This is a genomic window from Rouxiella badensis (genome assembly GCF_026967515.2).
GTDB classification, from domain to species: Bacteria; Pseudomonadota; Gammaproteobacteria; order Enterobacterales; family Enterobacteriaceae; genus Rouxiella; species Rouxiella badensis.
The window spans coordinates 1,892,889-1,905,662 of record NZ_CP114062.1 but is presented as its reverse complement, the minus strand read 5'-3'; the positions used below and the strand labels follow the sequence as shown (position 1 = coordinate 1,905,662).

General features: G+C 47.0%; 15 protein-coding genes. 11 read left to right on the top strand and 4 right to left on the bottom strand.

Annotated elements, in window-relative coordinates:
- Positions 1-51 precede the first annotated feature (51 nt).
- From O1V65_RS08925 to O1V65_RS08905, 5 genes are all read left to right on the top strand, one after another.
- Entirely contained in the window at positions 52-1,293 is a 1,242-nt protein-coding gene (locus O1V65_RS08925; protein ID WP_269130431.1) for an MFS transporter, read from the top strand.
- Between the two features lie 21 nt (positions 1,294-1,314).
- Positions 1,315-2,742 (top strand): glycoside hydrolase family 32 protein, encoded by a 1,428-nt coding sequence (locus O1V65_RS08920; protein WP_084913023.1) that lies wholly within the window; start codon positions 1,315-1,317, stop codon positions 2,740-2,742.
- Positions 2,743-2,828: 86 nt separating this feature from the next.
- On the top strand, positions 2,829-4,184 hold the full coding sequence (locus tag O1V65_RS08915; RefSeq protein WP_084913006.1) for a carbohydrate porin: 1,356 nt from the start codon (positions 2,829-2,831) through the stop codon (positions 4,182-4,184).
- Positions 4,185-4,269: 85 nt separating this feature from the next.
- Positions 4,270-4,470 (top strand): hypothetical protein, encoded by a 201-nt coding sequence (locus O1V65_RS08910; protein ID WP_269130430.1) that lies wholly within the window; start codon positions 4,270-4,272, stop codon positions 4,468-4,470.
- 4 nt (positions 4,471-4,474) lie between these two features.
- Positions 4,475-4,732 (top strand): immunity protein, encoded by a 258-nt coding sequence (locus O1V65_RS08905; protein ID WP_269130429.1) that lies wholly within the window; start codon positions 4,475-4,477, stop codon positions 4,730-4,732.
- 302 nt (positions 4,733-5,034) lie between these two features.
- Here the strand turns inward: O1V65_RS08905 and minE are convergent, their stop codons facing one another.
- From minE to minC, 3 genes are all read right to left on the bottom strand, one after another.
- A complete protein-coding gene (gene minE, locus O1V65_RS08900) occupies positions 5,035-5,310 on the bottom strand; it encodes a cell division topological specificity factor MinE (RefSeq protein ID WP_017490960.1) in 276 nt (91 codons plus the stop codon).
- A gap of 3 nt (positions 5,311-5,313) precedes the next feature.
- Positions 5,314-6,126, bottom strand: coding sequence for a septum site-determining protein MinD (minD, locus tag O1V65_RS08895; protein ID WP_017490961.1), 813 nt, complete (start codon positions 6,124-6,126; stop codon positions 5,314-5,316).
- Between the two features lie 61 nt (positions 6,127-6,187).
- Positions 6,188-6,883, bottom strand: coding sequence for a septum site-determining protein MinC (minC, locus tag O1V65_RS08890; RefSeq protein ID WP_017490962.1), 696 nt, complete (start codon positions 6,881-6,883; stop codon positions 6,188-6,190).
- A 136-nt stretch (positions 6,884-7,019) separates the two neighbouring features.
- On the opposite strand from minC, the gene O1V65_RS08885 reads away from it, so the two are divergent.
- From O1V65_RS08885 to cspE, 5 genes are all read left to right on the top strand, one after another.
- A complete protein-coding gene (locus O1V65_RS08885) occupies positions 7,020-7,292 on the top strand; it encodes a YcgL domain-containing protein (RefSeq protein WP_017490963.1) in 273 nt (90 codons plus the stop codon).
- Positions 7,293-7,456: 164 nt separating this feature from the next.
- Entirely contained in the window at positions 7,457-8,539 is a 1,083-nt protein-coding gene (locus O1V65_RS08880) for a lytic murein transglycosylase (protein ID WP_017490964.1), read from the top strand.
- Positions 8,540-8,587: 48 nt separating this feature from the next.
- A complete protein-coding gene (locus tag O1V65_RS08875) occupies positions 8,588-9,244 on the top strand; it encodes a fumarylacetoacetate hydrolase family protein (protein ID WP_017490965.1) in 657 nt (218 codons plus the stop codon).
- A gap of 122 nt (positions 9,245-9,366) precedes the next feature.
- Entirely contained in the window at positions 9,367-9,816 is a 450-nt protein-coding gene (locus O1V65_RS08870) for a YcgN family cysteine cluster protein (protein ID WP_017490966.1), read from the top strand.
- 1,708 nt (positions 9,817-11,524) lie between these two features.
- Entirely contained in the window at positions 11,525-11,737 is a 213-nt protein-coding gene (gene cspE, locus O1V65_RS08865) for a transcription antiterminator/RNA stability regulator CspE (RefSeq protein WP_017490967.1), read from the top strand.
- A 351-nt stretch (positions 11,738-12,088) separates the two neighbouring features.
- Here cspE and O1V65_RS08860 read toward each other — a convergent pair whose 3' ends face one another.
- On the bottom strand, positions 12,089-12,412 hold the full coding sequence (locus O1V65_RS08860) for an Arc family DNA-binding protein (RefSeq protein WP_227953452.1): 324 nt from the start codon (positions 12,410-12,412) through the stop codon (positions 12,089-12,091).
- Between the two features lie 6 nt (positions 12,413-12,418).
- Between O1V65_RS08860 and O1V65_RS08855 the strand changes: the two genes are divergently transcribed.
- Positions 12,419-12,580, top strand: a complete 162-nt coding sequence (locus O1V65_RS08855; RefSeq protein WP_081601391.1) for an Arc family DNA-binding protein — start codon at positions 12,419-12,421, stop codon at positions 12,578-12,580.
- The last annotated feature ends 194 nt before the right edge of the window (positions 12,581-12,774 follow it).

Sequence of the window (12,774 nt, the reverse complement as noted above, 5' to 3'; positions counted from 1 at the left end):
TGATGATTTGTTAACGTTACCATTTCATCATTATCCCTCATAGAGATCGTTATGATGAAAAAACATCATTCTCGCAGTTACTCGCTTTTAAGTGCGCTGTTGTTCTTCTTTTTTGTGAGCTGGTCATCCTCCGGCTCTTTGCTTTCCATTTGGTTACATCAGGAGGTGGGATTGAAAGCCATGGATACCGGGATTATTTTTTCCGTAATGTCAGTCTCGGCGCTCTGTGCCCAGGTTTTTTATGGCTTTATTCAGGACCGGCTCGGTTTACGCAAGAACCTGCTGTGGTACATCACCGCGCTGCTGTTCCTTTCCGGGCCAGCCTATCTGCTGTTCGGTTATCTGCTCGGTATCAATATTTTGCTGGGCAGTATTTTCGGTGGCGTGTTTGTCGGAATGACCTTTAACGGGGGGATTGGAGTCCTCGAGTCTTACACCGAGCGGGTGGCGCGTCAAAGCACCTTTGAATTTGGCAGGGCTCGCATGTGGGGGTCGCTGGGCTGGGCAGTGGCGACCTTCTTTGCCGGCATTCTGTTCAATATCAATCCAAAACTCAACTTTCTGGTGGCGTCATGCTCCGGGCTGGTGTTCTTTGGTCTGCTGGCACGTTTAAAAGTGAATACGCCAGCGAGCCTTGAGAAACTCGAACTGGGGATGGCGAAAGTCACGCTTGAAGACGCGCTGAGATTATTGACCTTATCGCGCTTTTGGAAACTGGTGTTTTTTGTGGTTGGAACCTGCATCTACGGCGTCTACGACCAGCAGTTTCCGGTTTATTTTGCCTCTCAGTTTGCCACCCTGCATCAGGGGAATGCGATGTTCGGCTATCTCAATTCGTTCCAGGTCTTCCTGGAGGCGGCCGGGATGTTCTGCGCCCCATGGCTGGTGAATCGCGTGGGGGCCAAAAACGGATTGATCTTTGCTGGCATGACGATGGCTCTGCGCATGATTGCCTCGGGGCTGGTGGAAGGGCCGCTGCTCATTTCCGTCACCAAACTGCTGCATGCCGTAGAACTCCCCGTTCTGCTGGTTTCCATCTTTAAATATAACAGTCTCAACTTCGATAAACGTCTCTCCTCAACCCTCTATCTTGTTGGCTTTGCCTGCACCAGCTCGGTGATTGCGACGGTCCTCTCTCCGCTGGCCGGCTATAGCTATGAAAAATATGGATTTGCCCAATCCTATCTCATCATGGGGCTGATGGTATTTAGCACCACCTTTATCTCAATCTTTCTTTTACGCAGCAATAAGCCCTCTCCAGAAGATTTATTGTCACAACCTTCTGCCGTTTGAATGAAATAAGAGTGAATGAATATGACGTTATTAATAGACAAAGCCGAACAAGCACTCAGGGTTAAAGGTGAACAGCTGAACAGGCGCTGGTACCCCGAATATCATCTGGCGGCAAGAGCAGGCTGGATGAATGATCCTAATGGCCTGGTCTGGTTTGAGGGCTGGTATCACGCATTTTACCAGCATCATCCTTATTCCACGCAGTGGGGGCCTATGCATTGGGGCCACGCACGAAGCCGCGATTTACTGCACTGGGAACATCTGCCCGTCGCGCTCGCGCCAGAAGGACCGGAAGATAAAGACGGGTGCTTCTCAGGCTCTGCGGTTGTCAACGGTAACGAGCTAGCCCTCGTCTATACCGGGCATAAGTTTCACGGCTGTCCTGCGAGCGACGATAACCTTTATCAGGTGCAATGCCTGGCAACCAGCGAGGACGGCATTCATTTTAATCGACAGGGACAGGTGCTCGATACGCCGGCCGGACTGCACCATTTCCGCGATCCTAAAGTCTGGAAAGAGGGCGAGAGCTGGTACATGGTTGTCGGCGCACGCACCGAAGATACCGGCATGGTAAGGCTCTATCGCTCAGAGGATCTTCGCCACTGGCATGATGAAGGGGTGCTTGCTGTCGCCCCGCAAGGCATGGGATTCATGTGGGAATGCCCGGATTTCTTCACGCTGCGGGGCAAACAGGTGTTGATGTTTTCCCCGCAAGGTATGCAAGCCGAGGGATATTCGAATCGGAACTTATTCCAGAGCGGGTCTATCGTGGGGCACTGGCAACCGGGAGAAAACTTTGTGCAAGAAGTCGCGTTTCAGGAGCTAGACCACGGGCACGATTTTTATGCGCCACAAAGTTTCCTGGCACCCGATGGTCGACGCATTGTGATTGGATGGTTGGCCATGTGGGAATCACCGATGCCGGAACAGCGTGACGGATGGGCGGGAATGCTCTCTTTACCTCGTGAACTTACCCTGACGGCGGAAAATCGTCTGCAAATGCGACCCGTAAAAGAGGTCGAAGCAATGCGTCAGGATTTCTCAAGCTGGTCGGCGCAGACTCTGGATAATCAGGCGCTGTGCGTGATGGACCACTGCGAAACGACGGAGGTGATTCTCGAGTGGGACAGGGTGGGGAGTGATGCAGAGCAGTACGGTATTGCTCTGGAGGAGGGGATGCGGCTGTATGTTGATAACCAGGCCCAACGCCTGATTCTGGAACGTCATTATCCGCAGTTTGGACTCTGTGGCCAACGCAGCGTGCCATTACCGCAGACGGCAGCATTGTCACTTCGGGTCTTTTTCGACAAGTCCTCCGTTGAGGTTTTTGTTAATGATGGGGAAGCCTGCCTGAGCAGTCGTATTTATCCCGACCAACGAAAGCTGCATATCTTTGCCTGGTCAGGTAAAGCCGTGCTCAATGAAAGTGGTGCCTGGTATTTAAAATAATTTGTAAATAATGACCTTGCCCGTAATAAACGGGCGGGTTTCTCACATTAATAATAAAATATAACCCTTCGGCAAGGATTAATTCGATGAATAAAAAAGTCGGACTGGTGCTGTGTTTCAGTATTTTCTCTGGTGATCTTCTTGCACAATCCTCTCTCACATTAGAGCAGCGGTTTGCGTTACTCGAACAGCGGTTACAGTCCGCAGAAAAACGCGCGGATAAAGCTGAGGCGGAAATTATAAAGCTAAAGCAAGGGGCGGGTGAAATAAAAGAGAATATCGTCGCCGTGGTTAAAAGAGAAAGTCCCCCTTTAGTGAAATCAAATCCTAATGCAGAACTAAAGTTCTATGGTGACGTTGAATTTAATCTCGATGGCGCAAGCCGTACGGGCAGTTTAACTTCGTTAAAAACTAGCGCTAATAAAAACTGGGCACCGGGTAATAAGGAGCGTTGGGATATTAATGGACGTATATTGTTAGGTCTGGAAGGGATGCAAAGGTCGACCGCTGGCCGTTACGCCGGATTCAACGTTCAGCCGCTGGCGGATATGAATGGCAAGATGAATCTTGACGATGCGGTATTCTTCTTTGGCCAACAAAACGATTGGCAGATGAAAGTCGGGCGTTTTGAGGCCTACGATATGTTCCCGCTGAATCAGGACACTTTTGTCGAGTATTCCGGTAATACCGCAAACAATCTCTACAGCGACGGCTACGGCTATATTTACATGATGAAAGAGGCACGCGGCCGCAGCAACAGCGGTGGCAACCTGTTGGTCAGCAAAACCCTTGGCAACTGGTATTTTGAGCTCAATAACCTGGTCGAGGATGGCAGTTCTCTGTATGTCGACAGCCGCTACCACGGCACGGAATTGGAAAATCAAAAAAATGTGGTGTACACACGTCCGGTTGTGGCGTGGCAATCCGGTATTTACTCCGTTGCGGCGGCGATGGAAAGCAATCTGGTCAAGAATGCCTATGGTTATAACGACGGCAACGGGAAATGGAACGATCAGTCCAGGCGCACGGGCTATGGCTTAACCATGACGTGGAATACGCTGAAAAACGATCTCGAGAATGGGATGGTCGTTAACCTCAACACCGCCATGATGAATGCGAAAGAGGAGAAGGACTTCAGTGCGGGCGTTAATGCGCTCTGGCATCGCGTCGAGCTGGGATATATTTATGCTCACAACAAGATTTCCGAGTTTAATATTTCTGGAGTTAATGAAAGCTGTGATAATGAATGTTCGATTCTGGCGCCGGGTAATTATGATATTCACACTCTGCATACTTCCTGGCAGCTTCCTGATATTATGGCAATGCCTAACTTCAATATTTATCTGGGTGCCTACACGTCCTGGCTAAATGCCTCCTCTGAAGAGCAGGGCAATCATCAACCTCGTTATGGCGCACGGCTGAGATTCAAATATCTGTTTTAAGACAGGGCGGTCTTTTTCTCCGCTAGCCTTGCTGCCAATCAGATAAAGACTCCCCTGGATAAAAACAGGGGGGTCTTATGCAGTCTTGGAAACAGCGATAGCTATACAGCGGATCAAAGATGGCGAAGTTTCTCAAAGCATTTCTAGGCGAAAAGAACAATGGGATAATACCCATACTGCAACTCTAGAGGATTATAAAATAAACGAAAGAGAACTGAGCCTTTATACTGATGAGACCCTACAAGCCGATTGTGAACAGGAACTAAAAGGTGCCTTGGGAGGATAATTCAATGTCTTTAAAAGATATAATCAAAAATGAAAGTGTAGAGGATATATTAACATTTTTAGGACCAACGTCTGACTATCCAAAGTTAGATAAGTTATTTACATACAACCGATATGGTGTAGTTACCTATGGAGAGCTTTCATCTAAATACGATGAGTTATTTAGAAAAGGTGTACTAACTGATCAAAATGGGAAAATCGTAAAAGGCCCGAACTGGAAAGAATCTAAATTTGTAACTGAGAAAAAATACGGTATCGTATAATCGCTAGCGCTTTCTGATAAATCCATTTTAAGCAACGTTCAGCAACCGAGGGTTTGTTGGACGTTTTATTTGGCGGTTAGAAAGGGAAACTGCTCCTAATTCCGAACAGGATTTCGATCTATTCAATGACCCTACCTCAAAACCACTGCCTGTTATTTTTCAGGTCACATACCTGAATACAATTATTCAAGCATTCTGGTCATTTCAAAAAGTAAAAGTCGTGAATATCTACCGTCAGAACGTCAACGGGCGGAAAAAATCATCCCCTGTTCCAGGAACAGGGGAGGGTTACTCAAAGCCGATCATTTTGGTGCTTCTTCCGACTCTGACTCAGGAAGCGTCACGTTCAATTCAAGCACCGATATATCGTCGCCTTTCTGCTCGAACTGCACGTGGAGCATTTCAGGGTCAATCTGAATGTACTTACAGATGACCGCTAAAATATCACGCTTCAGGTCAGGCAAATAGGCGGGTTCACTGTCCCCTCGACGCCGTTCAGCTACGATGATCTGTAGCCGTTCCTTGGCTATGTTGGCTGTCGATTTTTTGCGGGACAAAAAGAAATCTAACAATGCCATGGCTTATCCCCCAAACAGGCGTTTCAGGAAACTCTTCTTCTCTTCCTCAATAAAACGGAACGCACGTTCCTCACCCAGCAAACGACTGACCGTGTCATCGTATGCCTTACCTGCGTCAGACTCCTGGTCCAGAATAACCGGTTCGCCCTGATTGGACGCACGCAGCACCGATTGATCTTCAGGGATCACGCCAACCAGTGGAATGCGCAGGATTTCCAGCACGTCTTCCATGCTCAGCATGTCGCCACGGCTAACGCGGCCAGGGTTGTAGCGGGTAAGAAGCAGGTGTTCTTTGATAGGATCCTGACCCTGTTCCGCACGGCGGGATTTTGAAGACAAAATGCCCAAAATGCGGTCGGAGTCACGAACAGAAGAGACTTCAGGGTTGGTAGTGATGACGGCTTCGTCGGCAAAATACAGTGCCATCAGCGCGCCGGTTTCGATCCCTGCCGGAGAGTCACAGACGATGAAATCAAAGTCCATATCGGCCAGGTCTTTCAGGATTTTTTCAACGCCATCACGGGTCAACGCGTCTTTGTCACGCGTTTGTGATGCCGGTAAAATGTAGAGGTTTTCGGTGCGCTTATCTTTGATAAGTGCCTGATTCAGCGTGGCATCACCCTGAATAACATTGACAAAATCATACACAACGCGACGTTCGCAACCCATGATCAGGTCGAGATTACGCAAACCGATGTCGAAATCAATGACGACGGTCTTTTTGCCTTTTTGGGCAAGGCCGGTAGCAATGGCTGCGCTTGAAGTAGTCTTGCCAACGCCCCCTTTACCCGATGTAACAACAATTATGCGTGCCATGTAAAGATTCCTTGTCAAAGGTCGTAGTGTCTGCCCCAGAGGGTAAAAGAGGCGCAGAAACTTAATATAAAGGTTGTACGGTTAACACGTTATCCTGGAGGCGAAGTCTCGCAGCCTGTCCAAAATAGTTGGACGGGATTTGATCGCTCAGCCAATACTGGCCTGCGATAGAGACTAGCTCAGCGCCAAGATGCGTGCAAAATATCTGACAATTCGTATCACCCGCAGCGCCGGCCAATGCACGACCGCGCATCATGCCATAAATATGAATGTTGCCGTCGGCAATAAGCTCGGCACCGGCACTCACGCTGCTGGTTACAATAAGATCGCTGTTACGGGCATAAATTTGTTGACCTGAACGGACTGGCGTACTGACAATCCGCGTTTTGGCAGGGGCATTATCCGGTATCACCGGAACCGGGGCCGGCGGCTCTGCAAGGGCACGCTTGACGCGTCCTTCGCTTAGCAGCGGTAAACCGGTAAGCGAAAGCGCACGCTTTTGCTGTTCATCTTTGCACCCACTGATGCCTACAACGCGAAAGCCTGCAGAAACGACAGCCTGTTGAATTTTTTTCCAGTCTGCATCACCGGTGAGTGCTGCAACATTGATAACAACAGGGGCATTTTTCAGAAATGCAGGAGCTTGCTCCAACTTTTCTTGTAATGCCTGATGAATAACCTCGGGTTGTGCACTGTGTAAATGAACAACCGATAAGGTAAAACTGCTGCCTTTTAGTTCTATTGGCGATTGTGACATCTATCCTGACTCAGTCTCAGCATCTTTAAATCCCCGGAATACCACACGGGGGGCGATATTCCGATGTACGTTATGCATGGTATAGTTACAGCTATATCTAGGCAAGCCACCGTTCCAATAAAATAGAGTTAAAAAAATGCTTTGTGCAATTTATAGAAGTAATAAACGTGATCAAACCTACCTGTATGTCGAAAAAAAAGACGATTTCACTCAGGTTCCTGAAGAACTGATGAAAAGTTTCGGCAAGCCGGTGTTTTCTATGATGGTTAACCTGGGCACGCGCGAGAAGCTTGCGACCGCAGATATTGAAAAAGTTAAACAAGAGCTGACCGAGCGCGGCTATTACCTGCAGGTGCCACCTCCGACCGAGAGTCTATTAAATATCCACCTCGGCTCAGACAATAAATAATCAGATTATTCTAGGGAAAATCTGACATATCCCGTCTTTTATGAAAATGAGAGGCGGGAGTCTTGCATTCATCCTCGCGCTCCTGCACGTTAGCCCTTATGAGAAGCACAATGCATTTGCAATGAAGCATTGCCATAAAGGTTGCCAAGAAAAGGAAGCACGCGATGAGCTTAAAACTATCGGTTATCACCCTGGCGATGGGCGCTGTGGCATTAAGCAGCTGCGCGAACGATAAGACCCAGTCTGCCCCTGCAAGCGTTCCTGCTGCCACTGTGGCGCCTGCTGCCGCCAAACCTGCCCAAACGACCTTAGCCGCCGAGGGACGCAATCCTGCAGAGTTTCCTGCCTACGTTGAACAGCTTAAACAAAAGGCCAGACAGCAGGGTATAAGCCAGAAAACCCTCGATAGCGCATTTGCCAACGTGCATTTCGTCGACAGAGCTATCAGCCTCGATCAAAATCAGCCTGAAAACAAGATAACCCTCGACGACTATCTGCGCCGCGTACTTGTTACCTCTAAAATCCAGCAGGGCCAGGCTTTGGCTCAACAACACGCGGCCGAACTGCAAAAAGTCAGTGACCGCTATGCTGTACAGCCACAGTATGTTGTCGCGCTGTGGGGCATGGAAAGTAATTACGGAAAGATACAGGGCAAAGATGACGCATTCTCGGCGCTGGCGACGCTGGCCTTTGAAGGTCGCCGGGAAGCATTTTTCACCAATGAATTAATCGCAGCACTGACTATTGTTGAACAAGGTAAGGCAACCAGTGAGATGATGAAAGGTTCATGGGCCGGCGCGATGGGGCAGACGCAGTTTATGCCTAGCTCTTACCTGAGGTATGGCGCTGACGGTGACGGTGACGGCAAGATTGATATCTGGAACAATACCTCCGACGTCTTTGCCTCTGCGGCGAACTATCTGTCATCTGAAGGATGGAAGGCAAATCAGGGGTGGGGAATGGAGGTCAAATTACCCGCCGGTTTTGACACCACGCAGGTTGGTTTGAAAAACGATCAGGCGCACAGCGCCGCAGAATGGCAGCAAAAGGGCGTGCTGTCGCTGGACGGTAAACCTTTACCTGCTTCTGTGACGCGTGCCTGGATTATTACGCCAGACTCCGATCAGGGGCGCGCATTTATGGTTTACGATAACTTTAGGACCATCATGCACTGGAATCGCTCTTACTATTTCGCTATCAGCGTTGGCATGATGGCAGATGATATCGCCGGAGCCTCCGTGCAATAGCGACCTATTTTTAGCCAGCAACAACCGGCTGGCAAGGGAGAGAGCCCAATGTATCAGCATCGTGATTGGCATGGCGCGTTTCTGGATTATCCCGTGAGTAAGGTGGTTTGCGTAGGTAATAACTATGCAAAACATATCAAAGAGATGAGCAGCGCAGCATCGACAGAGCCCTTGGTGTTTATCAAACCGGAAACCGCGCTGTGCGATATTTTGCAACCCGTCGCCATCCCCAAGGATTTCGGCGTGGTTCACCACGAGGTAGAGCTTGCCGTATTAATCGGTTCACCTTTAAAGCAGGCGAACGAGCAGCGGGTGAGTGAGGCGATTGCAGGTTATGGCGTTGCGCTCGATTTGACTCTGCGCGAACTGCAGAGCGAATTTATCAAGCACGGGCAGCCCTGGGATAAGGCTAAAGGCTTCGATGGTTCCTGCCCAGTGTCGGGATTTATTTCTGCCAGCGAGTTTGGTGATGCACAGCAGGCTGAACTAAAATTAGTGGTCAACGGTGAGGTGCGGCAAGAGGGCAACACGTGCGACATGCTCACCCCAATATTGCCGCTGATTGCCTACATGAGCCGATTCTTCACACTGCGCGCCGGCGACATCATCATTACCGGCACGCCGCATGGCGTAGGGCCAATAGCTGCCGGTGACGCTCTTGAAATCTTTCTCAACGGCAAAGCAATTACGACCCGCGTCATCTGACAGGCGGGTTGAATGACAGGGCGCAACCACAACGCGGCTGCTATTATGGGTCGCTTTGCTTGCATCTCGAGGCTAAAGCGTCTATATAGTCAGCCTCATTTTTATTAAAACCGGATGTCACTATGTCTCAACCCGCTTTTTGGCAGCAAAAAACGCTGTCTGAAATGACCGATAATGAATGGGAAGCACTGTGCGACGGTTGTGGGCAATGCTGTTTACATAAGCTAATCGATGAAGACACGGACGAGATTTACTTCACCAACGTTGCCTGCAACCAGTTGAACATCAAGTCTTGTCAGTGTCGCAATTACGAGAATCGTTTTGCGCTCGAAGAAGATTGCATCAAGCTGACCCGTGAGAACCTGACCAAGTTCGACTGGCTGCCGCCGACCTGCGCCTATCGCCTGATTGGTGAGGGCAAGGATCTGCTGCCATGGCATCCTCTGTTGCATAAAGAGTCCAAGTCAGCCATGCACGCCGCCCGCATCTCGGTGCGTAATATTGCGGTACGCGAAGACGACGTTGTTGACTGGCAGGATCATATCTTGAATAAGCCGCAGTGGGCCAGGTAGGTTTCTGAAGTATAAGCTTTTGTGACTCAAATTTTTGGGGCTTGAGGCATATCTGGGACAGAATGATTGAAACCAGAATTCATAACCGACATTGGTCTGAGTTGTTTTCGCTCATCCATTTGCCGTAAAGGTCATAAATCCTCTGGGCTGAAGTATGGCCCATTTGATGGGCAGCCGCGCTACAAATACGATAGTGCGCTCATCAGTTCGAGTTTTCCCTCTCCACCACTCCAGATGTGTACTGCTAGCTTTGGTTATTCTTCTATATCTTGTTAACGCTATTTGGCAATGCCTCAATGGCTGCTCATACCCGTGCCCAGCTTGAAAGTGGGTGACTTCAAGCCTTAGACATCATCAACAAAGCGTGCAGGGAAGAGTTTTGTGATTGCCGTTGATGTAGAAAAAGGCCCATCAAGAGATGGGCAAACAAATCAGTAATATTTACACACATGTGCTTTTAGCACAAAAATGACTATAGCATTGTTAAGTAATCAAAAAGAGTTAGATTTAAATCGATTTTTTAATAATTTTTTTGAAAATTTATAAACCACCCGCGTGATTATGGGTTAACCCTCTGATTATTAATAATTAATCATAAAATTCGTATAAAATTAGGCCATTTAAGATGTCTTAGAGTTAGCATCAGACTCTCTGACACTGTTTGAATTTACAGCAGGCTGTGAATCTATTGTCCTGGCACTACTCTCTATAGTCATTTATCAGAGCCTACGTCGCTAAGTCTATTAGAAGATTGTGCAATGGAGATATTCTAATGACAGGTTTCAAGCGATAGTATTTGTGAGCACTGGTAATAAAAACATGTTATTAAAAACAGTATTGACACTTTTTTTTAAATCCGTAAATTAGAACTCAACAGCGGCAATGTTGCTGTTTAAATTGGATAGATCAATTAAGTTGAAGATGTATTTGCGATAAAGGCCACGAAGTGTGTTGTATGGGATTGCCGATTTTAAGAGTAAGCTCTTTTAATATTGGTAATGTTTTAAGGCCATGTAGTCGGTATTTGTCATCGCAAAGTAGTGATGTTAGCGCGACGATGTAAGGCCATGATACACAAGTGATTGTTTGCGATATTGTTTCGTGATTAATTGAGTGTGATAATCGCAACGAAAGTAAGGCCACGCATCAAGAGTCTATGTCGCGAGGGGGAGTGTACTTGTTTAAGATGCTATTTTTGAATTGCATCATCGGGTTGTTAGAAAACTTAACGGTAAATTTAGGGAGGCTTTAGTAAAAATCAATACCCGATATTATCTTTAGTAAACGTGTACATTTAAATGCAGTATCATTAGCAGTAATAATGATTAAGTCCATTAATGTTAAATATTAAGTCTGTAGTACCTTAAAAGCCCTGACTGCAATGGTCAGGGCTTTTATTGTTTATGTCTCAATGATAAGGGTCTGGAGCACCCCATTACGCATGTTTTGGCTCAAGGAACCTTGGTGGCTCATTTAAACATCAATAAAATTAAACCTTGCTTAATAAATCAAACCAGGTCTATTATGTTGTTATCGGTTTGTAACACAGACCTTATGAAAGCAGTTTTAGTAAAGCAGTCCTCATTTCAAGTGTTATCACTAGATACCCTTCTTCATGAGCCTCCTCCTAAGTGCCCAATAAGTAACATGCTGAAAAACATGCCATGTTCGCTACGCAAGTGGCTCAAAAAAATGAAAGGAAGTCTCTATGTCTAACAAAATGACTGGTTTAGTAAAATGGTTTAACCCTGAGAAAGGCTTCGGTTTTATCACTCCTCAAGATGGCAGCAAGGACGTGTTCGTGCACTTCTCCGCTATCCAGAGCAGCGATTTTAAGACTTTAGACGAAGGTCAAAAAGTGGAGTTCTCTATCGAGAACGGCGCGAAGGGTCCTTCTGCTGCTAATGTTATCGGACTTTAATTGTCGATAATTTCGCTGGCACTTACGATAGCGATGAAGGCCTGAGCCTGAGCAGATAAGTGACAGTGATAAAAAAACCCGCTTTGAGCGGGTTTTTTGTTATAGGGAATAGGTAAATCAACGACTAAAAATACAGTTTGCTCGCTTTACTTGATCTGCAGAAATGAAAAAATAAAGCCAAATAGTGCAAGTCCAACGACCGCGAAAGCCAGCAGGCTCACAAGTAATTTCCAACCTATCACCTCGCCTCCTTAACATCAGTCTCTTCAACCTAAAGATCTTAATAATATTTATTTAATGGTCAATAGGAGAGAGGTTTTTAGCCGCTTGTGAGATGTGTATTTCCGGAGGTTATCTTTGGGTGATTTTCTCCATTTCTTTATCAAAAATCACCTGATTATCCTCGAGCCCTTTGAGGGCAGATTTGTATTTTTCTGTAATTGCAGCGTCTGGCATCAGCCCTTTGAGTATTGCTGTCACTTCCCCCATCAGATAACGGGATAGCGCATTCTGATCCGCTAACATTTTTCTTTGCTGATCGATGATGATCCTGGAGTGTTCATCATAGTGCTTTACCGTTTCAGCGGTCTGAGAGGCACCTGAAATACTATCGTCAATCATTTGCAATATTTCAGAATTCATTGACCTGCCGTTCACTTTGGCTCGATCAGCTATAAATATATGAGCCTATTGCATACGCAAAGTAAAAGTGAACAGTTTATGATTCGCTTGCCCGAAAGAATGAAAGAAGAAATTATGCGAATGGCTGCAATGGATGGAATTTCCATCAATTCAGCAATCGTTAAGCGATTGGCTCGTTGTCTGAGAGAAGAAAGAGTCTAAAAAATAATTCATTATCCAACTATCTTACAATCTCGGTGTTTTAAACATCACTAGATGTTTGCTGTTTCCCCAAAAAACCGTCTTGGCTATCAAAAAATAAGCCATGGTATCTTGCTACCACGCAGCAGCTTATTTCGCCCGAATGGGGTTAGTGATATTTTTACTGTTAGTCTATTAAGTTTTTCCTCTTTCGT